Origin of the sequence: Microbacterium sp. MMO-113 (assembly GCF_037148555.1) — a bacterium.
Taxonomy (GTDB): Bacteria; Actinomycetota; Actinomycetes; order Actinomycetales; family Microbacteriaceae; genus Microbacterium.
The window spans coordinates 307,654-333,813 of record NZ_JBBCTD010000003.1 but is presented as its reverse complement, the minus strand read 5'-3'; the positions used below and the strand labels follow the sequence as shown (position 1 = coordinate 333,813).

The following is a 26,160-nucleotide window of genomic DNA, read 5'->3' as shown; positions in this document are numbered from 1 at the left end:
CTGTTCGAGTGACTGAAAACGTCGATGTCGTCCTGATCGGCGGTGGCATCATGAGCGCCACCCTGGGTACCCTGCTGCACGAGCTGCAGCCGGACTGGAAGATCGTCGCCTTCGAGCGGCTGTCGGACGTGGCGCAGGAGAGCTCGAACCCCTGGAACAACGCCGGGACCGGGCACGCCGCGCTGTGCGAGCTGAACTACATGCCGCAACAGGGCGACGCTCCGCTCGACCCCGCCAAGGCGATCTCGATCAACGAGCAGTTCCAGCAGAGCCGCCAGTTCTGGTCGTCCCTCGTCGAGAAGGGCGTGCTGGACGAGCCGTCGACCTTCATCAACGCGACCCCGCACATGACGTTCGTGCGGGGCGAGAAGGATGTGGCCTACCTCAAGAAGCGTTACGAGGTGCTCAAGGAGCAGCCGCTGTTTGCGGGGATCGAGTACAGCGAAGACTCCCGCGTCATCAACCAGTGGGCGCCGCTGCTCATGCAGAAGCGCCGGAAGGGCGAGCCGTTCGCGGCGACCCGGGTGCCCGCCGGCACCGACGTCGACTTCGGCGCCCTCACGCACCAGCTCTTCGATCACCTGCGTGACTCGGGCGTCGCCGTGCGCACGAACCACGAGGTCAAATCGCTCAAGCGGCAGAAGGACGGCACCTGGCTCATCAAGTACCGCACGACGGTCGGCCGCACCCCGAACGAGATCAAGGCGAAGTTCGTGTTCGTCGGGGCCGGGGGGTGGGCGCTGAAGCTCCTGCAGAATTCCGGCATCCCTGAGATCAAGGGCTACGGCGTCTTCCCGATCGGCGGCCAGTTCCTCAAGACGACGAACCCGAAGATCGTTGCGCAGCACAAGGCGAAGGTCTATTCGCAGGCCTCGGTCGGCGCGCCGCCGATGTCGGTCCCGCACCTCGACACGCGTGTCGTCGACGGTGAGGCGTCGCTGATGTTCGGGCCGTTCGCGACGTTCAGCCCGAAGTTCCTCAAGAACGGCTCGATGCTCGACATCGTCACGCAGGTTCGGCCGCACAACCTCTGGCCGATGCTGCGCGTCGCCTTCGCCAACCCCGACCTCATCACGTACCTCATCAGCGAGCTGATGAAGAACCACCGCAAGAAGGTCGACAGCCTCCGCACGTTCATGCCGACGGCCAAGGACGAGGACTGGACGCTCATCGACGCCGGTCAGCGCGCCCAGGTCATGAAGAAGGATCCGAAGAAGGGTGGCGTGCTGCAGTTCGGCACCGAGGTGGTCGCCTCGGGTGACGGTTCGATCGCCGGTCTCCTCGGAGCATCCCCCGGGGCCTCGACGGCCGTGCCGATCATGCTCGATCTGCTGAAGAAGTGCTTCCCCGGCGAGTACCCGGGCTGGGAGTCGCAGCTGCGCGAGCTCATCCCCACCTTCGGCCGGAAGCTCAACGGCGACGCGGAGCTCGCGGAGGAGTCGACCACCGCGACCGCCGCCGTCCTCGGCATCAACGCCTGACCTCGGACCGTGGCGAAGCTCTACTTCCGCTACGGCGCGATGAACTCGGGCAAGTCGACTGCCCTGCTCCAGGCTGCGTACAACTACGAGGAACGCGGCCAGCATGTGCTGCTCGCCAAGCCCGCGATTGACACCAAGGGCGCCGGCGAGATCGAGAGTCGCCTCGGGGTCACGCGACCGGTCGACTTCCTCATCGGCCCGGACGACGACGCCCGCGCGCTCTTCGCAGTCCACCGCGAGCGCATGCGGCGGTCCACGGAGGAGGAGCTCCTCCCGACCGGGCCTGTCGACGTGGCCTGTCTGCTCATCGACGAGGCGCAATTCCTGACGCCCGCACAGATCGACGACCTGTTCCGCATCGCGGTGGAGGACGGGATCCCGGTGATGGCTTACGGCATCCGCAACGACTTCCGCACCCACGCGTTCCCCGGCTCCGCCCGTCTTCTCGCGATCGCGCACTCCCTGGAAGAGCTCAAGACCATCTGCCGCTGCGGGCGCAAGGCGGTGTTCAACGGCCGCGTGGTCGGCGGCCGCTTCGTCTTCGACGGCGACCAGGTCGCGATCGACGAGGGCGCCGACGGCTCCGCCTCGCCCGAGCTCACGACCTACGAGTCGCTGTGCGGCACCTGCTACCTGGAGGAGTCTGGCGGCCGCCTCGGCTGACCCGTCGACCCACCCCCTTCCGGTCGCCCCACCCCTCTGCGTGCGTACGCACCGGGCCGGGACGCACGAAAAGGGGTGGATCGCGTGCGCGGCATCGTCGTATTGCGTGGTCTGACCACACGCGCTAGCCTGTGGTCTGACCACAGGAGGCGGGATGACGGAGCAGCCGGCGCGCGCATGGCGACTCGTGCTCGAGCACATCGAGCGTGATCTGCTCGACGGTCGTCTCGGGCCGGGGGACCGGCTGCCGTCCGAACGGGACCTCGCGAGCGACCTCGGTGTCGGACGATCGAGCGTCCGCGAGGCGTTCCGCGTGCTCGAGGTGCTCGGCCTCATCCGCACGGCGACCGGCTCGGGCCCTCAGGCGGGCGCCATCGTCATCGCCACCCCCACCGGCGGGATGTCGGCGCTCCTCCGGCTCCAGGTGGCCGCGCAGGGCTTCCCCCTCGACGACGTCGTCCGCACGCGGCTCGTGCTCGAGGATGCGGTCGTCGACGCCATGGCATCGGCTGTCCATCGCGACACCACGCGGGCGCACGTGCTGCTCACCGCCATGGATGACGGCGCCCTCACACCGGCCGAGTTCCTCGCCCTCGACGCGCAGCTGCACCTCTCCCTCGCGGAGGGCAGCGGCAACACGGTCATCGCGGCGATGATGGCGGGACTCCGCTCCGCCATCGAGTCGTACGTGCTCGCGGGCGCGGCGACCGTCGATGACTGGGATCGGATGGCCGAGCGTCTGCGTTCCGAGCACCGCGCCCTCGTCGCGGCGATCGACGAGGGCGATGCCCCTGCCGCGCGCCGTCTTGTCCGCGCTCACATCACCGGCTACTACACCGCCGCGGGCCTCACCCGCGCCATCACCCCGCAGAACTGAGAGGCAGAACATGGTCCAGCGCCAGCTCCCCAATCCCGCCGAGCTGTTGGAGCTCATGAAGTTCAAGAAGCCCGAGCTCGACGGACGCAAGCGCCGCCTCGACGCCGCGCTCACCATCGACGACCTGCGGAAGATCGCCAAGCGCCGCACGCCCAAGGCCGCCTTCGACTACACCGACGGCGCCGCCGAGGGTGAGCTGTCGCTGAGCCGGGCACGCCAGGCGTTCCAGGACGTGGAGTTCCACCCCGGTATCCTCAAGCCGGCGCCGGATGTCGACACGGCCGTCGAGATCCTCGGCGGCCCGTCCGCGCTCCCGTTCGGCATCGCGCCGACCGGCTTCACCCGGCTCATGCAGACCGAGGGCGAGGTCGCGGGCGCCGGCGCCGCGGCCGCTGCGGGCATCCCGTTCACGCTGTCCACCCTCGGGACCACCTCGATCGAAGACGTCAAGGCGGCGACGGTCCGGGAGCCGCAGGGCCCCGTTCCCGGCCGGAACTGGTTCCAGCTCTACGTCATGCGCGACCGCGAGATCTCGTACGAGCTCGCCCGCCGCGCCGCCGCCGCGGGCTTCGACACGCTGCAGTTCACCGTCGACACCCCGGTCGCCGGCGCCCGTCTCCGCGACAAGCGCAACGGCTTCAGCATCCCGCCGCAGCTCACCCTCGGCACGATCATCAACGCCATCCCGCGGCCCTGGTGGTGGTTCGACTTCCTGACCACGCCGAAGCTCGAGTTCGCTTCGCTGAGCACGACCGGCGGCACCGTCGGTGAGCTCCTGGACGCGGCGATGGACCCGACGATCAGCTATGACGACCTCGCGGTCATCCGCGACATCTGGCCCGGCAAGATCGTCATCAAGGGCGTGCAGAACGTCGAGGACTCCGTGCGCCTGCGCGACGCGGGTGTCGACGGCATCGTGCTGTCGAACCACGGCGGCCGTCAGCTCGACCGCGCCCCGATCCCGTTCCATCTCCTGCCCGAGGTCCGTCGGGCGGTCGGCGACGACTTCACGGTCATGATCGACACCGGCATCATGAACGGCGCCGACATCGTGGCATCCGTCGCGCTGGGTGCCGACTTCACGCTGATCGGTCGCGCCTACCTCTACGGCCTGATGGCGGGAGGTCGCCAGGGCGTCGACCGCACGATCGCCATCCTGCGCGGCGAGATCGAGCGCACGATGCGGCTGCTGGGCGTGGCCTCGCTCGCGGAGCTGGAGCCCGGGCATGTGACCCAGCTCACTCGCCTGGTGCCTGTCTCCCGCGCGGCCGGCGTCGAGGTGCACTGACCCACCTGCACGACGAGACGACGCCTGCACGACGGATTCGGTCCTCCCGTCGTGCAGGCGTCGTCTCGTCGTGCGGCTGTGCCCGTCAGACCCGGGTGGAGAGGGTCGGCAGCAGTTCCCGCAGGCGGGCAGCCGTGTCTTCCCAGCCCTCGACGGCCACCGCTGGCACTCCGAGCGCCAGGACGGGGTAGTCGTTGCCGCCCTCGTCGAGGCGGTCGCCATAGAACAGCATCGCGGTCAGATCGATCCCGGTGTGGGTGGCGAGCTGCTGCATGCCGAACGCCTTGTCGATCCCGGCGCGGGTGATGTCGATCGAGGTCGAGCCGCCCGAGCGCACCTCGAGGCCCGGGAGCCGCGCGGCGACGGCATCGCGCAGCGCGCCGCGCTTCGAACCCGTCGGATCCCACGCATGCTTCGCGTCGCGCGGGGCCTGCTGGCCGAGCGCGGAGAACGTGATCTGCGAGCCGCGATCCTCGAGGATCTCGCCCCAGGGCTCGGCCTCCCAGAGCCCGAGACGCTCGGCCTCCTCGCGCAGCGCGGTGAGGGCGGCGGTCTTCTCCTCGTCGCTCAGATCATGGGCGTACACCGCGACGAAATCGGTGCCGTCATGCCGCAGGTACCGCGTGCCGCAGGTCGGGAGCAGGTGCAGTCGGGCGAGGGCCGCCGGGTCGGCGTCGGCGAGCTGCGCCACCACCTGCGTACGGAACTGCGCCTCGTTGCCGCCGGAGATGATCGCGACGTCCACCGAACGCAGCAGCTCACCCAGGAGTGCGGCGATCTGCGGGTCGATCGTGCCCTTGGAAGGGGCAAGGGTGTCATCGAGGTCGAAGGCGACGAGAGAGGGCGAAGTCATGATGCCTCCACTGTAGGTGTTCGCGGCCGGGAGGACGGTGTGGCCGCGAGCAGCGTGCAGAATATCGCAAGGACGACGCCGATGCTCGCCCCGGTGGAATTGGCCAGCACGTCGCTCACAGTCGCGGCGCGGTGGGGGAGGGCGAGGTACTGCGCCGTCTCGATCGCCAGCGAGAGGGCCGGACCCACGAGCAGCGATAGCAGCCACGCGCGCCGGGGCACGAGCAGGAACGCGAGCACCCCGACGGGGATGAAGACGGCGACGTTCGCCAGAACCTCGAGTCGCGTGAAGTCGAGGCTCGTCCAGCCGAGACGCTGGATCGCGCGAAGGAGGAGGTCGAGCAGGTTGGGCATCGTCTGCTCCACGCGCGCGGGCGTGAGTGTGAGGAGGGCGACGCCGAGGAGGAAGGGGAGTCCGAGGGCGACGGCCCACACGCGCGTCGAACGCCGCGGCGGTGGCAGGAGCCTCCCCATGCGTTCCCCTCTCGCACGACATCCCGATACAGAGAAGGCCGCCCCTGCGGGCGGCCTTCTCGTGTCACTGGTCGGGGTGACAGGATTTGAACCTGCGACCTCTTCGTCCCGAACGAAGCGCGCTACCAAGCTGCGCCACACCCCGTTTTGCAACCCTCCGAGTCTACAGCGAAATGTCTCCAGCGCCGAATCGAGCCGTCCACCCGCGTGGCGGAACCGTTCGCGGGGTCACGCGTGCGGGGTCAGCGTGAGCAGTGTCGCCTCGGGACGGCACGCGAAGCGGACGGGCGCGTAGATGGAGTGCCCGCAGCCTGCGCTGACGTTGAGGGGCACCGAACGGTCGCCATGCGTCCAGGTACTGAGTCCCTTGGCCTGCTTCAGGGGGATGTCGCAGTTGGCCACGATGGCGCCGAAACCGGGAAGACAGACCTGTCCGCCGTGGGTGTGCCCGCCGAGGATGGCGTCCGCGCCGAGGTCGACGAAGCCGTTGAGCACGCGCTGATACGGCGCATGCGTGACGCCGAGCACGGGGGTGGCGTCCGACCGGGACCCGAGTTGTTCGAGCGCCGCGGGCAGCACGTCGAGGCGCTCCCAGTCGCGATGGGCGTCGTCGACGCCGAACAGGTCGACCGCCTCGCCGCGCACCGTGAGGCGTGTCGCGGTGTTGTTCAGGTCGGCCCAGCCGAGCTCGTCCGTGAAGTAGCGGTCCATCGCGGCGGTGTCGAGCAGAGTGGGCTCGCGGTGCTTCTGCGATGGTCCGGCGAAGTACCGCAGCGGATTCCGGGGGGAGGGGCCGTTGACGTCGTTGGAGCCGTGCACGAACACTCCGGGAACACCGGCGAAGGGGGCGAACGCCCGGCGGATGCCCTGCAAGCCCTCCTCGTGCCCGAGGTTGTCGCCCGTGTTGACGATGAGGTCGGGCTTCAGATCGGCCAGGGACGCGAGCCAGTCCTGCTTCCGGTGCTGCCAGGGCGCCATGTGCGCGTCGGAGAGGTGCAGGATGCGCAGCGGCGCCGCGCCCGCCGGAAGCGCCTCCGCCGAGACCTCCCGCACCGTGAACAGGTACCGCTCGATGCCGATACCCCAGATCGCGGCGGCCGCACCGACGGCCCCCACCGCGCCGAGCGCGATGAGGGCCGGGTGCGCCGCGCGGGACGTGCCTACTTGCACGACACTCGGATCGGCGTGGCCTTCGTCGCCGCAGAGTTCGCGGCCGGGGTCGTCGCAGTCACCGTCGCGTCTTCCGCGTTACAGGAGCCTTCTCGTTCGACCGTCGTGAAGCCGGCGGCGACGAGCGCGGCGTTGGCCTCGGTCGGACTCTGCCCTGTCACATCGGGGACGGTCGCGCCGTTGCCGTTGCTGGGCGAGATCGTGATGGTGGCCCCGGCAGTGGCCTGACCGGACGGGCTCTGTTCGACGACGATGTTCGTCGCCTTGTCGCTGTCCACCGGATCACCCACGGAGACCTGGAAACCGGCCCGCTCGAGGGTCGCGGTCGCTTCCTCGACGGTCTGGCCGACGACATCGGGCACGTCCACGCGGATCTGGCGGATGAGGTTGCCGTCCGGCTCCGGGAACCGGTCACCGCCGTAGGCCTGGTTCGCGGCGTGCTGCGCGGCGCGGGCGAGCGGGTACCGCACCTCGTTGAGGAGGTGGCTGCCGGTCCAGACGTTGAACACGTTGTCGTGGTTGCCGTTCGAGCGGCCGGCCCAGACCGCGGTCGCGACCTTGGTGCTGGACTCGATCATCATGGTCGACCACAGGTCGTGCGTACCGGTCTTGCCGATCAGCGGGGTGCCGTCGAACGGGTTGGCTCGCGAGCCTGTGCCACCGCCGGCCATGACGCCCTGCAGCGCATAGGCCGCGGTCGCCGCGACCTCCTTCGAGAGCACGCCCTCGGTGCAGGAGGCCTTGGGAAGCGGGCGCTCCTTGCCTTCGGCGTCGATCACCTTGTCGATCGCGCGGGGCGTGCAGTAGGTGCCGCCGCTGGCGACCGTCGCGTAGGCGTTGGCCATCGCGATGGGAGAGATGTTCTTCGGGCCGAGGACGTCGTAGGGGACGTTCTCCTCGGTGACCTTCTCGCCGCTGGCGAGCGTGACGCCCATCTTGTCGGCGACCTTGTTGATGTCGCAGACGTCGAGCTTGGAGGCCATTGCGAAGTAGCCGCTGTTGAGCGACTGCGCCGTGAAGGTCATCGGCGTCCCCGGATAGCCGCGGCTGCGGCCGAAGTTGCCGATCTTCGCGGTGTCCGTCGGCTGGGGGCTGCCGCAGACGGGGATCTGCAGGTTCGTCTGCACGGTCCCGTTCAGGTTCTCCCGCACGGAGTGGCCCTTCTCGAGCCAGTCGATAAGGGTGAAGAGCTTATAGGTCGAGCCCACCTGGAAGCCGCCGGAGTTGCCGTACTTCTGGTCACCGGCGAAGACGAGCGACGAGTACTGCTGGTCGGTGGTCGGGGTCTCCGAGAACTTCGTATTCTGCGTGATCGAGAGGATGCGGCCGGTGCCGACCTCGATCGAGACGCCGGCAGCACCGAAGTACTTGTTGTCGAAGTTCGCCGGGACGACGTTGGCCATCTCCTCGGCCGCCGGGTCCTGCACGCGGAAGTCGAGGGTCGTGTAGATCTTCAGGCCACCGCGGCGCAGCAGGTCGCGACGCTCCTGGATGTCCGCACCGAATGCCTCGTCGTTCTCGACGATCGACTTCACGTACTGGCAGAAGTAGGCGTTGCGACCGGCGGCGGCACAGCCCTGGGTCGGGACCGTGATGGCGGGCGTGATCGCGGCGGCCTTCGCCTCGTCGTGCTGCGCCTGGGTGATCTTGCCGTCCGTGAGCATGCGGCCGAGCACGTAGTCGCGGCGGTCCTTCGCGTCCTTGTAGCCGTCCGCCTCGGAGTTGTGCGCGACCCCGTCCTTGGTCGTGTAGGTCCCGCCCGGCTTGTCGATGCGATACGTGTTCGGGTTCTGCACGATCCCGGCGAGTGTCGCCGCCTGGCCGACGGTGAGCTTCGCCGCGGACGTGGAGAAGTAGTAGCGCGCGGCGGCCTCGATGCCGTAGACGGTGCCGCCGAAGTTCGCGATGTTCAGGTACCCGAGGAGGATGTCGTTCTTCGAGTAGTCCTTCTCGATCTGGATGGCGTAGCGCATCTCCTGGAGCTTGCGCTCGATGCCGTCCACACCGGAGGCGTTGGTGGCGTCCTGCCAGCATTGCTGCAGCTCGTCCGCGTACGTCTCGGAGGCCGTGTTGACGTTCTGCTCGCACTGCTGGATGCGGACGTTCTTCACGAACTGCTGGCTGATCGTCGAGGCGCCGCGGCTGGACGTGCCCCGCACGTTGTCGACGAGGGCCTTCACGGTCGCGCCGAGGTTGACGCCGCCGTGGGTGTAGAAGTTCTTGTCCTCACTGGAGAGGATCGCGTCGTAGAGGACGGGCGCGACCTGCTCGTAGGTGACCGGCACGCGGTTCTGCTCGTAGAACGACGCCAGCACGACCGGCTTGCCCTCGGGGTTGGTCGCGTAGATGGTCGACTGCTCCATCGGGGTGTCGACCTTGAGCACCTCGGGCAGCTCATCGAAGATCGTCAGCGCCGTGGAGCCGGCGACGCCGGTCATCGCGAGGACAGGGGTGACGCTGGCGGTGACCAGCAGACCGGCGATGGCGCTCAGTCCGACGAGCCCGACGAGACCGCCGAGCACGCCCTTCACCGTGCGGTTCTTTTGGGGCATACGCTTGATCGTAGGGGAGTTCCCTGAATACCGGCTTTGACGAGCGCGGCCCGGTCTGCCCTGGACGCGCCCTGATCGACAGGAGTGCCATGACCACGTGGGAGTATCTCACCACGCCGCTGCTGATCCACAACACCGCGGCCATCCTCAACAACTGGGGCAAGCAGGGCTGGGAGCTCGTCCAGGTGGTGCAGGGCCCCGAAGGCGGTCTGGTCGCCTACTTCAAGCGCCCCGTCACGACGGACGGCTCGGCCAACGCCGGTCTCGCCGCCGCCGCCGAGGCCTCGCGCCAGTTCGAGGGAGGCCAGGCATGAGCGTCGCCACCCGCCTCTCCGAGCTCGGCATCGAGCTGCCCGCCGTCGCCGCTCCCGTCGCCGCCTACGTGCCGGCCGTCGTGCACGGCGGACTCGTGTACACCTCGGGCCAGCTCCCGTTCGTCGACGGTGCCCTTCCGGCAACCGGCAAGGTCGGTGCGGAGGTCTCTGCGGAGGACGCCAAGGCGTTCGCCCGGACCTGCGCCCTGAACGCGCTCGCCGCGGCCGCCGATGTCGCGGGCGGTGTCGATCGGATCGCCGGTGTGGTCCGCGTCGGCGGGTTCGTCGGTTCGGCGGAGGGCTTCACCGGACAGCCCGCCGTCATCAATGGCGCGAGCGAGGTGCTCGGCGAGATCTTCGGAGAGGAAGGCCGGCACGCCCGCGCCGCGGTCGGCGTCGCGGAGCTCCCGCTCGGCAGTCCCGTCGAGGTCGAGGTCACGTTCCGCCTCGCGTAGTTCCCGTGCCCCGGCTCGCCGAGCCCCCGGGTTCATGTCGAGACCCCCTGCTGCAGACGTCTGCAGCAGGGGGTCTCGACATGAACCCGGGGGCTGGCGTTACTTGACCTGGGCGGAGATGATGCTCATCACGGCGGTGTCGGCGAGCGTCGTCGTGTCGCCGACCTCGCGACCCTCGGCCACGTCGCGGAGCAGACGCCGCATGATCTTGCCGGAGCGGGTCTTCGGCAGCTCGCCGACGATGTAGACGTCACGCGGACGGGCGATCGCGCCGATCTGCTCGCCCACCCAGAGCCGCAGCTGCTGGGCGAGTCCCGCCGGGTCGTGCGCGGAGAGGTAGCTCTCCTTGATGATCACGAACGCCACGACCGCCTGACCCGTGGTCTCGTCCGAGGCGCCGACGACGGCGGCTTCGGCCGTGGCCTCGTGCGCGACGAGCGAGGACTCGATCTCCGCGGTCGACAGGCGGTGGCCCGATACGTTCATCACGTCGTCGACGCGTCCGAGCAGCCAGAGGTCGCCGTCCTCGTCGAGCCGCGCACCGTCGCCGGCGAAGTAGTAGCCCTGCTTCTCGAACTTCTCCCAGTACGTCTCGCGGAAACGCTCCGGGTCGCCCCAGATGCCGCGCAGCATGCTCGGCCAGGGTTCGGTGATGACGAGGAGCCCGCCGTTGCCGTTGCCGACCTCGACGCCCTGCTCATCGACCACATCGATCGAGATGCCGGGCAGGGGCACCTGCGCCGAGCCGGGCTTCGTGGCGGTGATCCCGGGGAGCGCCGACACCATGATCGCGCCGGTCTCGGTCTGCCACCAGGTGTCGACGATCGGCGTCGAGCCGGCGCCGATGACCTCGCGGTACCACATCCAGGCCTCGGGGTTGATGGGCTCGCCGACCGAGCCGAGCACGCGGAGCGAGGACAGGTCGAACTTCTGGGGAACGCTGCGACCGATCTTCATGAACGAGCGGATGGCGGTCGGCGCCGTGTAGAAGATCGAGACCTTGTACTTCTCGATGAGCTCCCACCAGCGGCCGGGGTGCGGGGTGTCGGGCGTGCCTTCGTAGAGCACCTGCGTCGCGCCGTTCGCGAGAGGACCGTAGGCGACGTAGCTGTGTCCGGTGATCCAGCCGATGTCGGCGGTGCACCAGTAGACGTCGGTCTCCGGCTTCAGGTCGAAGACGTTCTTGTGCGAGTAGGCCGCCTGGGTGAGGTAGCCGCCGGAGGTGTGCAGGATGCCCTTCGGCTTCCCTGTCGTGCCCGAGGTGTACAGGATGAAGAGCGGGTTCTCGGCGGGGAACGCCAGGGCGGTGTGGTCGGCGGAGGCGGCGGGGACGACGTCGTGCCACCACAGGTCGCGGCCCTCCGTCCACTCCACCTCGTTCTCACCGCGCTTGACCACGAGCACGTGCTCGACGGTCTGCTGCTCGCCCTCGCCGCGGTCGGCCAGCGCCTGGTCGACGGCCGGCTTCAGCGCGGAGACGCGGCCCTTGCGGTACCCGCCGTCCGCGGTGATCACGAGCTTGGCGCCGGCGTCGTCGATCCGGGAGCGGAGGCTGTCCGCGCTGAACCCGCCGAAGACGACCGAGTGGATGGCGCCCACGCGCGCCACGGCGAGCATCGCGGCGATCGCCTCGGGGATCATCGGCAGATAGATCGCGACCCGGTCGCCCTGACCGATGCCGAGCTCGTCGAGCACGTTCGCGACGCGCTTGACCTCGTCCGTCAGCTCGGCATAGGTGATGCGGCGGCTGTCCCCGGGCTCACCCTCCCAGAAGAGCGCGACGCGGTCGCCGTTGCCGGCCTCGACGTGCCGGTCGAGGCAGTTGTACGCCACGTTGAGCTCCCCGTCGTCGAACCACTTGGCGAAGGGCGGGTTGCTCCAGTCGAGGACCTGCGTGAAGGGCTTGTGCCAGTGGACGAGCTCGCGTGACTGGTCGGCCCAGAAGCCCTCGCGGTCCGCGGCGGCGCGCTCGTAGAGCTCCTGCGAGGCGACGGATTTGGCGGCGAACTCCTCCGACGGCGCGAAGCGCCGGGTCTCGTCGAGAAGGTGATCGATCTGACTGCTCATCGGCAGGCGCTCCTTTGCGGCGTTCGGGTCGTGCAGGCATGGCCGCAGGGGGAGTGCGACCAGGTCAGGGTGAATCTATCCCCGCCCCTGACCCTCGAATACTGCCGAAAGTCGGTAGTCGAGTGGGTTTTGTCAGGACGGTCGCCTTGCGTACACTCGACGACAGCCGAAATCTCATTCCGGCCTTGGCGTGCCCGATTCCCCCGATCGAGAGCCGCCGTGGGCGGCATCTCATTCCCCCCGTGAGGTGCCGCCCTTTCTCATGGGAGCGCTCCCGCCTCCTCGTCCGCCGCGGTCGGCTCCTGCACCGCTGCGGGTGGCGTCTGCTTGTGCACAGGGTCCGACGGAGCACACGCCCCTCGCGGTCGACGCGCACAGCCGCGGCCTACCGTCGCCGTATGCCTGATCGATTCGTCATCCGCCCTCGCTCTTCCGGGACTCGTGCTGCATCGCGCGCTCCGCAGGAGGCGCTCCGGAGCGAGCCGGCATTCGCCCTGCTCGCGCCGTTCGTCGACGACGAGGTGACGGACGTGTTCCTGAACGGCGCGGACGCGCTGTTCGTGGATAGAGGGAGCGGGGCGGAACGCGTGCCGGACTGGCGGGCCACGGAACGTGAGGTCCGCGAGCTCGCCGTGGCGCTCGTCGCGATCGGAGGGCGACACCTCGACGATCAGACGCCGTGCGTCGATGTGCGGCTCGGCTCGGGCGTCAGGGTGCACGCCGCCCTCGCTCCGGTGTCGGCATTGGGCACAGCCGTGTCGATCCGCGTCCCTCGCGTACACGCGGCCGACCTCGATGCGCTCGCGGCGCGCGGGGCCTTCGATGCGCGGCAGAGGCGCTGGCTCGGCGTGCTCGTCCGCGACCGGGCGAACCTCCTGCTCACCGGCGGCACGGGCACCGGCAAGACGACGCTCCTGTCGGCCCTGCTGTCGGAGGTCCCGCCCGATGAGCGCATCGTCACCATCGAAGACGTCGCGGAGCTGAGGCCGCGGCACCCGCACCATGTCGCACTGGAGGCCCGTCAGGCCAATCTCGAAGGCGCCGGCGAGATCGATCTGGCGCGATTGGTCCGTGAGTCCCTGCGCATGCGTCCGGACCGCCTCGTGGTGGGCGAGTGCCGAGGGGAGGAGGTCCGCGAGCTGCTCACCGCGCTCAACACCGGGCACGACGGTGGCGCGGGCACCCTGCACGCCAGCGGTCTGGCGGACGTGCCCGCGCGCTTGGAGGCCCTGGGCGCGCTCGCCGGCATGGACGCGGTCGCCCTCGCGCGTCAGGCGGTGAGCGCCTTCACCATCGTGCTGCACCTGGAACGCACCACGGGCGGGGCGCGACGCATCGCGAAGACCGGTCGTCTCGTGCTCGCGGGTGAGCGGCTGGCGATCGAGGAGGTCGAGCCGTGGTGACGCCCCGTGTGCCGAGGCCGGCATCGGCGGCCGGTCCGCATGTCGCCGATTCCGTCCAGACGCTCGCGGTGCTCCTGCAGGCCGGGGCGATCCCGCTCGTCGCCTGGCGGCACCTCGCGGGAACGGGAGACCCGTCTGCGACGGCGGTGCTGGAACGAACGGACGAGGGGGTGCCCCTGGTCGCGGCGATCGAGGCGCAGGGCGGCATGTGGACGGAGTTGGCGGCGGCATGGGAGGTCGCCACGACGGTCGGAGCGCCGCTGGCCGACGTGCTCCGCACCATCGCCGAGGCGCTGCGCGATGCCGCGTCGGCGGCGGACGACGTCCGGGTGGCCCTGGCCGAACCGGCGGGCACGGCGCGACTGCTGCTCTGGATGCCGCTGGCCGGTCTGCTGCTCGGCGTCGCGCTGGGATTCGACACCCTGGGTGCCATCATCGGCAACCCCCTCGGGGGTGCGTGCGTCGTCGTCGGCCTGCTGCTGGTCGCGGTCGCCCGGCTGTGGACGAGACGACTGCTGCGCCGTGCGCGTCCCGAGCCGGGGACGCCGGGTATGACGGCGGAGCTCGTCGCGGTCGCGCTCACGGGTGGTGCACCGATCGACCGCGCCGTCGCGCTCGTCACCGAGACCGGAGTCGTCGATCCCGCCGAGCGCGACCGCGTCGGTCAGGTTCTCGAGCTCTCGCGTGCCGCTGGCGTCCCCGCCGTGGAGCTGCTGCGTGCGGCGGCGGCACAGGACCGGCATCGTGCGAGGGTCCAGGGGCGTCTTCGCGCCGCGCGCCTCTCCACGCGGCTGCTGCTTCCGCTCGGCGTCTGCACGCTCCCGGCGTTCCTCCTGCTCGGTGTGGCGCCCCTCCTGCTCAGTGTGCTCGCCTCTACACCCCTGCCGACCTGACCCTTCCGTGATCACCCAAAGAAAGAGGTATGAAGATGAACGACACCTTGCCCACCCTGAACCGGCGCCGCGCCCGGGCTCTCTTCGGAGACGACACCGGCGCAGCGACCGCCGAGTACGCCATCACCACCATGGCAACTGTGGCAGCGATAGAGCATATACAAAGAGAAGATGCACGAGTAAGAGTGCCGCAGGGGCAAGCTCGTGTAATGTCACAACCGTGATGGGGATACTTTCATGAGCCGGATCGCACCTCTATATAAGGTCGAGTCCTTCCGCGGATCCGTCGCCGATCTTCTTGAGCAGGATGCAGAAGCGCTCGCCGAGCTACGCGCAGCAAGTCTCGACCGGCTAACTGCGACGGCCACTCACGAGCCGATCACTTCTGGCGACGAATTGGTGAGCCGCGCCTTCGGCCTGCTGCATGAAGCCGCACTGCGCGACGGAGTTACGGACGTGGGCGCGGAGCTACGCGCTGCATTCCCGGATGCCCTCGAAGACAATGTTGCTCGTCTCCTGGCCTCGCTGACGCCCGACGACGATGACAAGGAGCGTGTCACTGGAATTGACGAGCGCGACGCGTTTCTTCCGATCCTGACTTCACACCGGTTCGCGCTTGACCTACGCGTGACCGAGGGAGCTGGCGGCCTGCCGATCGCTACGCCGTTCGTAAGTGCACGCCTGGAGTTCGATTCGAGTGTGGCGGCTGGAGTGAGCGCAATAGTCTTCCAACTTAACCTGGCCGACATCGAAGGCCTCACTTCCGCTCTCACCTCAATTCGTGAGCGTGCTGGCAAGCTCATCGCTGGGTCGGCCGATATGACCATTCCGGAGTGGGGTCATGGCCTTTCTCTCTAGCGCCGCCCAGGATGCTGTCGCCGATGCGAGCGGATCCGGAGTGGAACTTTGGGCCGCGGGTCTCTCTCTTCTCACAGCGCTTGTCGTCACCGTTGGCCCCTCGGTCGTTCGAAAACTGTTCCCACCGGACTCCACGGTTGCGGACATAGCCAAGAGTTCGACTGAGAGGATTGCCAACTCGCTCGACGCAACACTGAAGTTGGTGAAAGATGACCTTGGCGCCATGCGGGCGCAGATCGACGAGAATGGAAGAAAGCTCGACGTGATCGGAGGGAAGGGACGACGATGAGTTGGATAGAAGTTGTTTTGCTTCTCGCGGGCTTGGTCGTCTTGGGAGCAAGCATCGTCACGGTGGCGCTGCGGCGCCGGTCAGAACTCGCGAACGATCGCAAGACTGCGAGGCTGCTCGAGCACATGGCAACGACGGTTGGTGAGCTCCACGCAGAGTTGTCCTCTCGACGTAGCGAGAGCGACCCTCGCTACCGGGAGGGACTGCACGCCGTCGCCGGAAGGGACTACGGATCGGATGAGTCCCCCGCCGAGAGCGCGCGCCGTGTCTTCCATGTCCAGTTTGCAACGCCCATGACGACTGCAGACTCGCACAGCGTGATCGACCTGTGGGATCATCTCACCCGCGACGCGGATGAGAGCGATTCCTATAGAGCAGTTCTCGGATCAACTTTGGATGACGCAATCTTTCACGCGGCCAAAGTGGGCGTGATGGATCGCGAGCAAGCGGAGGCATTTGCTTATTGGGCTGAAACCACGGCTGCGATCATCCGCCCGAGTCGTACCAAGACGGTTACGAACTCGCACATTCGAACGTTGCGTTCCGTTCCCGCATCGGCGTGATCCGTTCTCGTCGCAGGTGTACAGCACCGTAGGATCGGAACGGCCACCCGCGCACGCTGCGGCGCGTCGCCTAATATATGACGTGACCGGGGTTTTTGTTGGTAGTCGCTAGTTCTAGTGGTAGCCTTAGGTCGAGCCCGAACACGAGCCGCCAGCGGAACCGAAACGCCGCGGGTGCTGTTCGGACCACTTATCCCCTCCGGGGGTGATCTGGGATAGCGGACCTCCGTTCGGGGAGCTGGCCGTTAGAGGGGAAACCCTCGACGAGAAGTAGCCCGCGGGAAACCGTGGAGCCGCTGAGGACTCGGGTGCGAGGTCAATAAGCCACCCGAGGGGTAAGCGGATAGAGGGCGCTGATCGCTAGTTACTAGCGATTGGCTTCTCATGTCCATCCCGTCATCCCGCATCGCCGTTGCGGCGATCGGCCGGGCCGTGCGCGCTGGCGATCCCATCGCCGAGCGCAGCGCTCGCAGCGATCTCGCTGCGGCCAAGGTCGACCGCGCCATCACCGACGCGCTCTCGGCTTCCGGTGCTCGCCTCAAGCCTGAGCACGCCGCGCAGCTCTCAGCGCGACTGCAGGGCGGTGCGAAATGAACGCCGCGCCTGCGCCCGTCGACGACGGCACGCTCGATCGGCTGGTGGCTCAGGCTCCTCGCCTGTCCGCCGACACACGCGCCCGTCTGGCAGCCCTGCTCGCGCCGACCAAGGGGTCGGAGCGGTGAGCGCAAAGAACCGCCGCCCCGGTGACGACGGGACGGCGGCAAAGGATCGTTGCGACGCGACCTCTGCTGTTAATTCTACGGCGGACCTTCGACACTCGCTGGTGTCGCGCTACCTCTCCGAGTTTGCCGACGCTCGTGCTGCGCTGCGCGACCAGCTCGTCTGTGTGCGCTTCGCCGGGTCGGTGCTCGACCGCGGCCTCTGCGACGTCACCGGCCGCGTGAAGGCGTCCGACCGAACCGGCCTGCTGTTGGTCACCCCGGGTCATCTCGATCTGGACGGCTCCGAAGTCGTCTCGCTGATCCCGTGGGTTGCGATCGAGCACGTCACGGTGGGCTGGGCCGATGACGTGCTGCCCGAGGAGGTTCTTCGATGAGCGGCAAGCGCAAGCGCCCCTACGCCGATGCGGTCGCGGGCTACGTCTCGCGGGCCTGGCCGTCGGTGATCCCCGTCGTCGGCAAGGGCGGCAAGGGCAAGCTCCCGACCGGCTGCACCGGGTACGACGGCACCGTCTCGCGCGCTGACCGCGACGCCTGGGCGGCCTCTCCCGCCTGGCGCGGGGCCAACATCGCGATTCGGCATGAGCTGACTCTCGCGTTCGACGAGGACTCGACCACCGTCGACGGCCTCCGCGCGCTGCTGGAGGCCGAGCGCGGCGAACCTCTGCCCGACCTCACGCCCACCTGGTCGTCGACCGCGCGCGGGAAGAACTCGCCTCGACGTCAGCGCTTCTACCGGCTACCGAGTGCGGTCCCGGAGGGCATGCGGATCCGATCGCGGCCTCTGGCCGGGATGGAGATCCCGTGGCGCGGTCACCGCTATTCGGTCGTCTCCCCGAGCGTGCATCCGGTCACCGGGAAGCCGTACCGCTGGTACTCGCCGACCGGTGAGCGCTGCGATGCGCCTGCTGTCGCGGACCTCCCGCTGCTGCCGGTCGAGTGGTTCGAGGCGCTGCTGGAGCCGCGCGAGGATCGCTCCTCGGCCCGCTCCGTCGACCTGGACGAGTGGCACGATCGCGGCCGCACCAAGCCGACCAAGCGCGTGCGCGCCGCGGCGAAGTCCGTTCCGACCTCGGGCGTCGACAACGACGCTCTGATGTCCATCGTCGGTCCCGTGGTCGCTGCCGCGTGGGAGGACCGCGCCGGGCGTCGCTGGGCGCATGACAAGGCGCTGGAGCGCTACTCGGGCGGCTACGGACGCGACTCCGCCGCCCATTTCGAGCGCGCCTGGGCGCGGAAGGTGGCCGAAATGCCCGACGATCTGACGGCCACATTCCCGCTCTCGAAGGAGGAGCGCAAGCGGGCTGCCGCGGCTCCTGCTGCGCCCGTGCCCGCACCGGCGCGTGCCTCCTCGGGCGAGGTCCAGCTCGACGACGAGGAGCTGCTGCTGGATGCTCGCCGGGCGGAGGCTATTGCCGCCGACCTGCGAGGCCAGGTGCTCTACGTCGACGGTCATACGCCGTACGTCTGGGACGGTACCCGCTGGCAGATTCGGGATGCCGCCTACGTGCTCGAGCTGATCCGGGGTTGGCATCTGGATCATGTCCCCGATGTGCGCGCGGGCGAGCTGTCGAGCTTCATGTCGGCGTCGCGGATCCGGGCGTCCGAGGTGCTCATCCGCGGCCAGCTCGCGGTGCGCGCCGACCAGCTCGACGCTCACCCGCACCTGCTCAACGTCCGTAATGGCGTGCTCGACCTCCGCACCGGCGACCTCGCTCCGCACGATCCCGAGCTGCGCCTGACGCACGTCACCGCGGCGCGGTATCTTCCCGGCGCGCGTCATGCCGACTGGGATGCTGCGCTGACGGCGCTGCCGGGCGACGTAGGCGAGTGGCTGCAGGTGCGACTGGGCCAGGGCCTCACCGGGCATCCGACGCCCGATGATCGCCTGCTGGTGCTCCACGGCGGCGGCAAGAACGGCAAGTCCGTGATGCTCACCGCGATCAACTCGGCGGTAGACGACGGCTTCTCGCGGGTGGTCCCTCACAAGGTGCTGCTCGGCTCTCCGAGCGATCACACGACCGAGCTGACGACGCTGCAGGGCGCGCGCCTCGCGTGGCTCGAGGAGCTGCCCGAAGGCAACCGGCTGGACGTCGTGCGCCTCAAGTCCGTGCTCGGCACCGAGTGGATCACCGCTCGCCGGATGCGCCAGGACAACTCGACCTTCCCGACGACGCACTCGCTCTACGTCACGACGAACTATCGGCCCTCGATCTCGGAAACCGACCACGGCACCTGGCGTCGCCTCGCGCTGGTCGAGTTCCCGTTCACCTTCGTCACCGGTCGCCAGGCACCCGATCCTTCTCGCGGCGAGCTGGTTGGTGATCCAGGTCTGCGGGGTCGCCTGAAGGCGGGTCGAGCGGGTCGCGCTGAGGCCGTCCTGGCCTGGCTGGTCGAGGGCGCGATGCGCTTCTACGCCGCGGGCGAGGAGTTCCCGGCGCTGCCGCTGGAGGTCGAGGCCGCCACGACCGACTGGCGCGCGAGCGCGGACTCGGTGCACGGGTTCCTCGTCGAGAACGTGATCTTCGACGAGGCCGGGTTCGCCTCGTCGCAAGACCTGTACCGGCGGTTCTCCGCCTGGCTCGGCGATCGAGGTCATGCGAAGTGGTCGGAGACGCTCTTCGCCGAGCGCCTCGCGCGTCACGAGCTGATGCGCAGCGCGATCAAGGGTCGGCCCCGCATCGGCGGGAAGCAGACCACGGGCTGGACGGGGCTGTCGCTCCGCCCGAATCAGGAGGCGCTCACCTCCTGGGATACGAAATCGGAGGACGAATCATGACCCGCACAACCATGCAGTCGCCGGGCGTCCGGCGCATCGAGGAAGCGCTGCGCTCAACTCCGCCCGCCGAGCAGCGGCGGCCGCTGCGGCCGTACGAAGGGCCGCCGCCGCCCGCCGAGGTCATCCATCGTCAGATCGCGACGATGGCGGTCATCCCGTCCGCGCTGGCGATCGCCTGCGAGAAGCACGGCGCGGAGGTCGGCGAGCGGTGCTTCAATGCTGGCGTCTGCGGCGATCGAGTCGCCCGGCGCTCGGCGGTGGCATCGTGAACGCCGCGGCTCCGATGCTCTCGGTGGCGGAGGTGCGTGTGCGCGTGCTGTCGTGCACGACCTGTGGCGTCGGACCCGGCCATGAGTGCCGGACTTCGGAGGGCGTGCTCGGCTGGCTGGGCGTGCACCCGGATCGCGTCGTGGAGGCTCTGGTCCGCGGCTCCGAGGTCGACGAGCGGCTGTTCTGGGCCGCCGAGACGAGCCGTGACCCTGGGGTGATCGCTGCGGCGGCTCGCGCCCGCCTCGACCGGGCCAACCGCATTATCGCGGCGGTCGCCTCGGCTGGGGGTGCGTCATGACGCGCCGCTCCGGGTTCCAGGGGTTCATCCCCGCCGCTGCCGATCGCCTCGCCGTCGAGCTGGCCTCGGTCGCCCGGCAAGAGCGGCTCGAGGCGCGGTACGAGGAGGCGCACGCCGCCGCTGAACGTGCCCGTGCCGCCGCCCAGCGCTCCGCTGCGGCCCTTGAGGCTGCCCGGCGCGTACCACCGGCCCCTGCGCCCACTCCGGCGGCTCCTGCGGCCCCCACGCGCGTTGTGGCGGAGGCCGACTGGCAGCTCCTACTCAGGGCCGCCGCCCCCTACATCAACCACGTCTGATCCCTGAAGGAGTTCTCATGTCCACCACCTCTCCCGCGGCCGTCCCGGTCGCGATCGCCCTCACCGGCTCGCTGCTGCCCTGCGGGGTCTGCGGTGTCGCCGTCCCCGGCCCGCACCTGCAGCGCGACGTCACCGAGCTGGCGATCGCCGCCGTCGACGATCCGCGTCTCGGTGTGCGCGAGCTGACGCCGCAGCGCTCGCTGGCGGTCACCCGTTGCGCCGCCTGCCTCGGCCGCCTCGAGCGTGCCCGCGCCGCCGTCGACGCGTTCGGCGCGTTCGCAGCCCGTCTCGGCTCCCGCTCGCTGATCGTGGAGCGCCTGGAGGCGGTGCTCGCCGTCGAGGGCGTCACCGGCTCCGCCGTGCGCCTGGAGTCGCCGCGCGACCTCTCGACCGCGCTCGAGCAGCTGAACGTCGCGGGTGCCGCGGCGCTGTGGTCGGCACGCTTCGCGCCGGTGCAGGCCTCCGATGCTCGCCTCGGCGTCGCGAACGCTTCGCCTTTCGCCCACGTCGGCTCCGAGCTGCGCCAGGCGGCGCGTGACGGCCTCGCGGCTCTGCTGCGCTCGCGCCTGCTGCGCACGGGGCCGGTGGCGGTCCCGCTCGGCCCTCCCGCCGACTCAGAGCGCCGTGGCTGCCTGCTCTGCGGTGTGGCGGCGAGCACGGTGTGGGAGGCGCTCACGGCGTCGACGCGCTCGCTCGGCGGTCAGCCCTCCGCCGCACCGATCGAGGGCGACGTCTGCTCCGCCTGCTCGGACGCGCTCGCCGACGTCGGCTCCGTCGGTCAGACCTCGCTTCGCCGGGCGCTGCTGCAGCACCTCGGGATGACGCGCACCTTCGCCCTCGACGCGATCGAGATGACCGTCGTCGGCTGGGGCGCTCTCCCGGACGGCACGCCGCCGAACGCGGAGCCGTGGGCGCACGTCGACGTCGCGGCGCTGCGGCGCGACCTCGTCGACGTGCAGGAGCGCGGCTACGTGAACGCGGGTGCGCGATGAGCGTCGGGGTGGTCTGGGCGGCGCTGGCGGAGCGCGCGACGCTCTCCGGCGTCGACCTCGCTTCGCTGCCGCGCTCGGCGTTCCTCGACACCGCGATCGACGACCTCATCGAGCGCGTGGATCCCCGCGTAGCGTCCCGGAAGTCGCTGGCGGCCATGTGCACGCATCTGGGCGCGACGGAGGAGGGCGACCTCCCCGACATGATCGCGTTCCCTGGTCACGCCTTCGTGGGTTGCCGGGCGTGCGCTGCCGACTTCCGCGACGAGATCGAGGCGGGCTGGCGTCGCACCTGTGAGCGCTGCGATACCGCCCGGGCGTCGGCGCTGCACAAGGCGCTCGTGCCCGCCGAGGTGGCGCGGCCGCACGTCGTGTTCGCGATCGCGCTCTGTGAGGCATGCGCCGTCGCCGAAGGGCTGCGCGGGACCGACCTGGCGGTGCTGTCGTGAACGACCCCATGGAAGCACGCGACCCTATGAGCGGTGCTCCCCGCTGCACGGCGCATGCGCGGTCGACCGGTGAGCGGTGTGGTAACCGGCCGATCCCCGGCGGCACGGTGTGTCGCTTTCACGGCGGTGGCGCTCCGGCGGTGCGGCGACGCGCTCGGCTCCGGCTGGCAGAGCTGGTTGACCCGGCGATCGGGACGCTGGCGCGGGTGATGGTGAAAGGCGCTCGCGACCAGGACAAGCTCCGCGCCGCCGAGGCGATCCTGGACCGCGCCGGGTTCCCGCGCGCCTCTCGGATCGAGGGCCATGTCACGCTCGAGGAATCGCGCGAGTTGCTGCTGCAGCAACTTCTCGCGGTTCGCGCCAGAGAGCGCCCTCTGGCTGCAGCGTCTACTCCCGCCGCGCTCGAGGTCGTGGATGCCGAGGTCGTCGACGACGAGGGATGATCCACGACTGCGGCGCGTCGGGGTCGCGCATCCCCAGCGCGCCGCTTCTTACACTCAGCCCTTGTACTTGGGGTTCGGTCGCCGAAGGATAACCACCGTGCGCTTGCCTGTCACCCAGGTTCCGCTTGACGTGCTGCTGACGACCTCCCAGCCCTTGGCCACCAGCTTCGCCGCGGCGCGCTCTGAGTTGACGGTCTGCGTCTCGTATGGTTCCTTCTTGCTCGCCATGGGTGCGACCTCTCTGCGATGAATGTGTGACTCATAGTCCGTGGACTCATCGTCAGCATATCGAGACGGTGGTTTCATGCCTTCTCCTCGCGTCGCTCTCGGTGTGCGCGTGCGCGAGCTTCGAGAAGCTCTGACGCTGTCGCAGGAGGCGTTCGCTCACAAAGCTGGGCTAGATCGCACCTATGTCAGCGGCGTCGAGCGGGGTCGGCGAAACCCGACACTCGACGTGCTCTATCGTCTCGCGGACGCGCTAGAGGTCGAGGTCCGGGATCTGTTCCCGGGTAAGCCCTAATCACAACAGCGGGCGCTAACGATCCGACGGCGTACCCCGTTCTAAAGCGTCACCCATGTCAGGATCCACGACAACGCGAAGAACACGTTGGCTATCAGTCCGATCACTCCGAGAACGATGGTGGCAGTCTTTCGCGGCGTACCCACTTCCGCGCTACCACCGAAACGTGTAGCTCGAACGGCGTGCATGAGCCCCCAAACGCACAAGAGAATGGCGAAGAACAAGCCGACCTGAGTCCAATAGATTGCCGCTGGCTGCCCGAGATTCGGGTCGTCGCTTCGTGCCAGCGCAATCGCTAGCGTTAAGGTGAGGCCGACGAGTACTAGGCTCGCGCCAGCCCAAATGACTCCCTGAACGGCGCTTTGCATTCCTAATGTGCTGCGCGCTGAGGGGCGCACGGCGTTCGAACGGCGTGCAGGCGGATCACTGTGAGGTTGCGTCGCGCCCGTCCCTTGCAGCATGACTGCTGCATCCGACCATCTCCTGTAGTAGTCCGCCAACAGCTCCGGCGACGACAGAACAGCATCGGCGGAACCTTGAGAAAGATCCACGCCAAGGATCTTCCGCAATTCGCCATCGGCCAGCATGCGGGCGAACGCCTCCGTTGTAACGTCGCGCGGGTTCAGGCTCATGCCGCTCATCCTGGCATACGTCATCCGCCGTGGATGCCCGGCCCCTCGAAGGGCGGCGGGAGCGGCCCCTGCTCGGTCGGCTCGAACCTCCGGCACTCCGGGCAGCTCCAGCCGCCCTCCTCGCCGCGCATTACGACGCCGCAGTCTGGGCATCGCGGCTCGGTGCTCCCGAAGTCGTCGGCATAGGTCATCCCGCTACCGTAACGCGCTCCGAATCGTCGCCTTAGTGCGGGCGGGGATCGGGGGGGGGGCGCCCTCCGCGGGCATTTTCAACTTTCCAGCGCCGCAATCGCCAATCTCGCGCCGCCCGACTTCCGCGTAATTCCGGGGGGTGTGCAGGGTGTGCAACCTCTCTATATTGACGCGCCCACGCGCGCGCATTTCTCGTCAATGTTGAGTGCCTGCACACCCTGCACACCCTCTTAGGCCGCTTCGACGCGGGCCTTTAGCAACGACCTCGGGGCGCCGGTGGCGATCCTGCTGACCGAGGGCTGATGCGAGCGCAGACCGAGATCCCCGCCTATCCAGCGCAATACATGTTGATGAGCACGATTCCCTGCGCGATATACCCGCCAGCTTCCTGCGCGTCGTCCTCGTCGCCGTTCCCGTTGCGAATGTCCAAGAGCTCGTCTGCGAAGTCGTCCACGGCATCGGCCATCTCTGCGGTGGCTTCATTCAAGTCGACCGATCCGCTCACGTCTCGTAGCTGGTCCGCGAGACGGTGGAGTTCGTCGAGATTCTCGTCCGATTCTTCGAGCTCGGTGATGGCCCCGCCTGCGCTGATCGCGGACCTGACGTCTATAGCGATCGACTTCGCCTGGTCGCACGCTCCGGCTTCATCGACGCCTGAGCACCCGGCGAGCAGCACCGCGACCACTGCGGTCGACAGAAGAAAGCCAATGGTCCGTGTCGTCATCATGCTCGAATCGTAGCGTCAGCTATCAGCTCACGCGTGCCAGAGAATGCTGAGCGTGCTCGCCATGGCCGCGTCGGGCATATTGCGGCGGTTCCCCTGCCCGACGCTGTGCACGACGATCGTCATCAGCGCCTCGATCACTGCGCGCTTGCGACCGAGCGTCAGCGCGTCCCACACCGCGCGCACGTCGTCCGCTCCGACCAGATCGCGCAGCGGCTCGATGACCGCGCCGCGCTCGAGCTTCGCGCGCACCTCGGCGAGCTTCGCGTCGACGCGCTTGAGCCGCCGCTGGTACTCCGCGCGGCCGATCAGGCCTTCGTCGCGATCGTCGCCCAGTTCCCGCCGCACCGCCTCCAGGCGCGTCAGCTCGGCGCTCAGCGCCTCCGCGTCGGGCCGCTCCCGGTCGACGAGCAGATCGGCCGCGTCCGGTGCTGCGAGGCGCGCGACCACGAGCCGCGTGATGAAGTCGTCGAGCGGCTTGCCCCGGCGCATGAAATGCGCCATACTGCCGCACCGATACGAGTGGATGCCCTTCTCACCGCCGCCTGCGCGGATCGGCATGCCGCACCGTTCCTCGGCCAGCGCGACGGCGGCCTCGGCGATCTCTTGCGGCGTCAGCTCGGCGGCGTCGGTGCGGCCGGTGGCCTGCAGCGCCCGCGACTGGATCGCGGCGTCGTCGCGCTTGCCGTGGCCGCCGCAGATCGCCAGGCCGCTGAGCAGCCACCGCCGCGTCGGGCCGGGCGAGGTCTTCCGCTCGGGATGGTCGAGCTTCTTCTTCGCCGCCTGCCACTGCGCGACGGTCACGATCGCTGGCCACCGGCCGGGCACGCAATCGTCGACGTCGACGCTGCTCTGGTCGTAGTGCGCGCCGTCCTTCGGTGCCTCGCGCGGCAGGAGCGCGGCGTAGTACGGGTTCATCAGCATGCGGCGCACCGACGTCGGCGAGAACGGCACTCCTTCGGGGTGCCGCTTCGTCGGCATCGTGCGCTTCCCGGCCGTGTTCAGATCGCGGGCGATCGACCCGAGCGGGACGCCGCCGAGGAAGGCCTCGAAGATCCCGCGCACGTCCGCAGCGCGCTCGTCGTCCAGCTCGTAGGCCTCATCCGTGCCGCGCTCGGCGCGCTCCTTCGTCGTGACCCAGCGGTAGCCGTACGGCACCCGCCCCGACGTCGGGACGCCGTCCTTCCGGCGCTCGTCGTTGCGGTTCACCCGGCGCTCCGCCTTCGTCTCGCTCTCGGCCCGCGCGACCGACGTCAGCAGGTTCGCCATGAGGCGGCCGTTCACCGTCGTGAGGTCGACCTCGCCGTCGGTGGTCACCACCTGCGCCTTCGCCGTCGTCAGCGCCTCAAGCGCGGAGAGCGAGCGGCCGAGGCGGTCGAGCTTGCGGACGATCACGACGTCGAAGCGCCGCGCTCGGGCGTCGTCGAGCATCCGCGCGAACGCGGTTCCCTCCTCGCGCGCCTTGTACCCGCTCACGCCGTCGTCGATGTACTTGTCGACGACCTCGAAGTCGCGCGACGCTGCCAACGCGTGCGCCTTCTCGAGCTGGATGCCGATGCCCTCGCTGTCGGAGACGGACTGCCTCGCGTAGATCGCGGCGCGGGTCTGGTGCTTCTTCGGCGTCATGCAATCAATAATGCCCTTATAGGC

General features: G+C 69.0%; 31 protein-coding genes and 1 tRNA gene. 22 read left to right on the top strand and 10 right to left on the bottom strand.

Annotation, left to right across the window (positions count from 1 at the left end; genetic code table 11):
* The first annotated feature begins 8 nt into the window (after positions 1 to 8).
* From WFJ36_RS12250 to WFJ36_RS12235, 4 genes are all read left to right on the top strand, one after another.
* The gene (locus WFJ36_RS12250; protein WP_292788305.1) at positions 9 to 1,481 is read left to right on the top strand and encodes a malate:quinone oxidoreductase; all 1,473 of its coding nucleotides are present in this window, start codon (positions 9 to 11) and stop codon (positions 1,479 to 1,481) included.
* A gap of 9 nt (positions 1,482 to 1,490) precedes the next feature.
* Positions 1,491 to 2,144, top strand: a complete 654-nt coding sequence (locus tag WFJ36_RS12245; protein ID WP_292788307.1) for a thymidine kinase — start codon at positions 1,491 to 1,493, stop codon at positions 2,142 to 2,144.
* Positions 2,145 to 2,298: 154 nt separating this feature from the next.
* Positions 2,299 to 3,021, top strand: a complete 723-nt coding sequence (locus WFJ36_RS12240; RefSeq protein ID WP_336643371.1) for a FadR/GntR family transcriptional regulator — start codon at positions 2,299 to 2,301, stop codon at positions 3,019 to 3,021.
* A gap of 10 nt (positions 3,022 to 3,031) precedes the next feature.
* Positions 3,032 to 4,309, top strand: coding sequence for an alpha-hydroxy acid oxidase (locus WFJ36_RS12235; protein WP_071328877.1), 1,278 nt, complete (start codon positions 3,032 to 3,034; stop codon positions 4,307 to 4,309).
* Between the two features lie 85 nt (positions 4,310 to 4,394).
* Here WFJ36_RS12235 and WFJ36_RS12230 read toward each other — a convergent pair whose 3' ends face one another.
* The 5 genes from WFJ36_RS12230 to WFJ36_RS12210 form a co-directional block, all read right to left on the bottom strand.
* Positions 4,395 to 5,162, bottom strand: coding sequence for an HAD-IIB family hydrolase (locus WFJ36_RS12230; RefSeq protein ID WP_071328876.1), 768 nt, complete (start codon positions 5,160 to 5,162; stop codon positions 4,395 to 4,397).
* Positions 5,159 to 5,635 carry a VanZ family protein gene (locus WFJ36_RS12225; protein WP_083391731.1) on the bottom strand — a complete coding sequence of 159 codons (477 nt, stop codon included), beginning with the start codon at positions 5,633 to 5,635 and terminating at the stop codon, positions 5,159 to 5,161. Before WFJ36_RS12225 ends, WFJ36_RS12230 begins: the two co-directional genes overlap by 4 nt.
* Before the next feature lie 68 nt (positions 5,636 to 5,703).
* A tRNA-Pro gene (locus tag WFJ36_RS12220) sits at positions 5,704 to 5,780 on the bottom strand.
* A gap of 83 nt (positions 5,781 to 5,863) precedes the next feature.
* Positions 5,864 to 6,805, bottom strand: a complete 942-nt coding sequence (locus WFJ36_RS12215) for a metallophosphoesterase (protein ID WP_292788313.1) — start codon at positions 6,803 to 6,805, stop codon at positions 5,864 to 5,866.
* Positions 6,796 to 9,357 (bottom strand): transglycosylase domain-containing protein, encoded by a 2,562-nt coding sequence (locus WFJ36_RS12210; RefSeq protein ID WP_336643370.1) that lies wholly within the window; start codon positions 9,355 to 9,357, stop codon positions 6,796 to 6,798. The genes WFJ36_RS12215 and WFJ36_RS12210 overlap by 10 nt, the downstream gene beginning before the upstream one ends.
* Before the next feature lie 89 nt (positions 9,358 to 9,446).
* Between WFJ36_RS12210 and WFJ36_RS12205 the strand changes: the two genes are divergently transcribed.
* Together WFJ36_RS12205 and WFJ36_RS12200 are read left to right on the top strand one after the other, a co-directional pair.
* Positions 9,447 to 9,671: a hypothetical protein gene (locus WFJ36_RS12205; protein ID WP_060921874.1), complete on the top strand. Its 225-nt coding sequence runs from the start codon at positions 9,447 to 9,449 to the stop codon at positions 9,669 to 9,671.
* Positions 9,668 to 10,126, top strand: a complete 459-nt coding sequence (locus tag WFJ36_RS12200; RefSeq protein WP_071328872.1) for a RidA family protein — start codon at positions 9,668 to 9,670, stop codon at positions 10,124 to 10,126. Before WFJ36_RS12205 ends, WFJ36_RS12200 begins: the two co-directional genes overlap by 4 nt.
* A 99-nt stretch (positions 10,127 to 10,225) precedes the next feature.
* Here WFJ36_RS12200 and acs read toward each other — a convergent pair whose 3' ends face one another.
* Positions 10,226 to 12,193, bottom strand: a complete 1,968-nt coding sequence (gene acs / locus WFJ36_RS12195) for an acetate--CoA ligase (RefSeq protein WP_292788317.1) — start codon at positions 12,191 to 12,193, stop codon at positions 10,226 to 10,228.
* 398 nt (positions 12,194 to 12,591) lie between these two features.
* On the opposite strand from acs, the gene WFJ36_RS12190 reads away from it, so the two are divergent.
* From WFJ36_RS12190 to WFJ36_RS12120, 15 genes are all read left to right on the top strand, one after another.
* Entirely contained in the window at positions 12,592 to 13,596 is a 1,005-nt protein-coding gene (locus WFJ36_RS12190) for a TadA family conjugal transfer-associated ATPase (protein WP_336643369.1), read from the top strand.
* Positions 13,590 to 14,489: a type II secretion system F family protein gene (locus tag WFJ36_RS12185; RefSeq protein ID WP_292788321.1), complete on the top strand. Its 900-nt coding sequence runs from the start codon at positions 13,590 to 13,592 to the stop codon at positions 14,487 to 14,489. Before WFJ36_RS12190 ends, WFJ36_RS12185 begins: the two co-directional genes overlap by 7 nt.
* Before the next feature lie 237 nt (positions 14,490 to 14,726).
* Positions 14,727 to 15,347 (top strand): hypothetical protein, encoded by a 621-nt coding sequence (locus WFJ36_RS12180; RefSeq protein WP_336643368.1) that lies wholly within the window; start codon positions 14,727 to 14,729, stop codon positions 15,345 to 15,347.
* Positions 15,331 to 15,636, top strand: a complete 306-nt coding sequence (locus WFJ36_RS12175; protein ID WP_336643367.1) for a hypothetical protein — start codon at positions 15,331 to 15,333, stop codon at positions 15,634 to 15,636. Before WFJ36_RS12180 ends, WFJ36_RS12175 begins: the two co-directional genes overlap by 17 nt.
* The gene (locus WFJ36_RS12170; protein ID WP_336643366.1) at positions 15,633 to 16,199 is read left to right on the top strand and encodes a hypothetical protein; all 567 of its coding nucleotides are present in this window, start codon (positions 15,633 to 15,635) and stop codon (positions 16,197 to 16,199) included. Before WFJ36_RS12175 ends, WFJ36_RS12170 begins: the two co-directional genes overlap by 4 nt.
* A 384-nt stretch (positions 16,200 to 16,583) precedes the next feature.
* Complete coding sequence (locus WFJ36_RS12165) at positions 16,584 to 16,793, top strand: hypothetical protein (RefSeq protein WP_336643365.1); 210 nt, start codon at positions 16,584 to 16,586, stop codon at positions 16,791 to 16,793.
* On the top strand, positions 16,790 to 16,921 hold the full coding sequence (locus WFJ36_RS12160) for a hypothetical protein (protein ID WP_336643364.1): 132 nt from the start codon (positions 16,790 to 16,792) through the stop codon (positions 16,919 to 16,921). Before WFJ36_RS12165 ends, WFJ36_RS12160 begins: the two co-directional genes overlap by 4 nt.
* 101 nt (positions 16,922 to 17,022) lie before the next feature.
* Positions 17,023 to 17,295, top strand: coding sequence for a hypothetical protein (locus WFJ36_RS12155; protein WP_336643363.1), 273 nt, complete (start codon positions 17,023 to 17,025; stop codon positions 17,293 to 17,295).
* Positions 17,292 to 19,697 carry a phage/plasmid primase, P4 family gene (locus WFJ36_RS12150; protein ID WP_336643362.1) on the top strand — a complete coding sequence of 802 codons (2,406 nt, stop codon included), beginning with the start codon at positions 17,292 to 17,294 and terminating at the stop codon, positions 19,695 to 19,697. The genes WFJ36_RS12155 and WFJ36_RS12150 overlap by 4 nt, the downstream gene beginning before the upstream one ends.
* Complete coding sequence (locus tag WFJ36_RS12145) at positions 19,694 to 19,966, top strand: hypothetical protein (protein WP_336643361.1); 273 nt, start codon at positions 19,694 to 19,696, stop codon at positions 19,964 to 19,966. Before WFJ36_RS12150 ends, WFJ36_RS12145 begins: the two co-directional genes overlap by 4 nt.
* Positions 19,963 to 20,265: a hypothetical protein gene (locus tag WFJ36_RS12140; RefSeq protein ID WP_336643360.1), complete on the top strand. Its 303-nt coding sequence runs from the start codon at positions 19,963 to 19,965 to the stop codon at positions 20,263 to 20,265. The genes WFJ36_RS12145 and WFJ36_RS12140 overlap by 4 nt, the downstream gene beginning before the upstream one ends.
* On the top strand, positions 20,262 to 20,561 hold the full coding sequence (locus WFJ36_RS12135; protein WP_336643359.1) for a hypothetical protein: 300 nt from the start codon (positions 20,262 to 20,264) through the stop codon (positions 20,559 to 20,561). The genes WFJ36_RS12140 and WFJ36_RS12135 overlap by 4 nt, the downstream gene beginning before the upstream one ends.
* 17 nt (positions 20,562 to 20,578) lie before the next feature.
* Positions 20,579 to 21,553 carry a hypothetical protein gene (locus WFJ36_RS12130; protein WP_336643358.1) on the top strand — a complete coding sequence of 325 codons (975 nt, stop codon included), beginning with the start codon at positions 20,579 to 20,581 and terminating at the stop codon, positions 21,551 to 21,553.
* Positions 21,550 to 21,999 carry a hypothetical protein gene (locus tag WFJ36_RS12125; protein ID WP_336643357.1) on the top strand — a complete coding sequence of 150 codons (450 nt, stop codon included), beginning with the start codon at positions 21,550 to 21,552 and terminating at the stop codon, positions 21,997 to 21,999. Before WFJ36_RS12130 ends, WFJ36_RS12125 begins: the two co-directional genes overlap by 4 nt.
* A gap of 209 nt (positions 22,000 to 22,208) precedes the next feature.
* Positions 22,209 to 22,442 (top strand): hypothetical protein, encoded by a 234-nt coding sequence (locus tag WFJ36_RS12120; RefSeq protein WP_336643356.1) that lies wholly within the window; start codon positions 22,209 to 22,211, stop codon positions 22,440 to 22,442.
* A 54-nt stretch (positions 22,443 to 22,496) separates the two neighbouring features.
* On the opposite strand, the gene WFJ36_RS12115 is transcribed toward WFJ36_RS12120, so the two are convergent.
* Positions 22,497 to 22,670, bottom strand: coding sequence for a hypothetical protein (locus WFJ36_RS12115; protein ID WP_336643355.1), 174 nt, complete (start codon positions 22,668 to 22,670; stop codon positions 22,497 to 22,499).
* Positions 22,671 to 22,746: 76 nt separating this feature from the next.
* Between WFJ36_RS12115 and WFJ36_RS12110 the strand changes: the two genes are divergently transcribed.
* Positions 22,747 to 22,962, top strand: coding sequence for a helix-turn-helix domain-containing protein (locus tag WFJ36_RS12110; protein ID WP_336643354.1), 216 nt, complete (start codon positions 22,747 to 22,749; stop codon positions 22,960 to 22,962).
* A 41-nt stretch (positions 22,963 to 23,003) separates the two neighbouring features.
* Here WFJ36_RS12110 and WFJ36_RS12105 read toward each other — a convergent pair whose 3' ends face one another.
* The 3 genes from WFJ36_RS12105 to WFJ36_RS12095 form a co-directional block, all read right to left on the bottom strand.
* Entirely contained in the window at positions 23,004 to 23,594 is a 591-nt protein-coding gene (locus WFJ36_RS12105; RefSeq protein ID WP_336643353.1) for a hypothetical protein, read from the bottom strand.
* Positions 23,595 to 24,114: 520 nt separating this feature from the next.
* On the bottom strand, positions 24,115 to 24,513 hold the full coding sequence (locus WFJ36_RS12100) for a hypothetical protein (RefSeq protein WP_336643352.1): 399 nt from the start codon (positions 24,511 to 24,513) through the stop codon (positions 24,115 to 24,117).
* Positions 24,514 to 24,540: 27 nt separating this feature from the next.
* Entirely contained in the window at positions 24,541 to 26,136 is a 1,596-nt protein-coding gene (locus WFJ36_RS12095; RefSeq protein WP_336643351.1) for a recombinase family protein, read from the bottom strand.
* Positions 26,137 to 26,160: the final 24 nt, after the last annotated feature.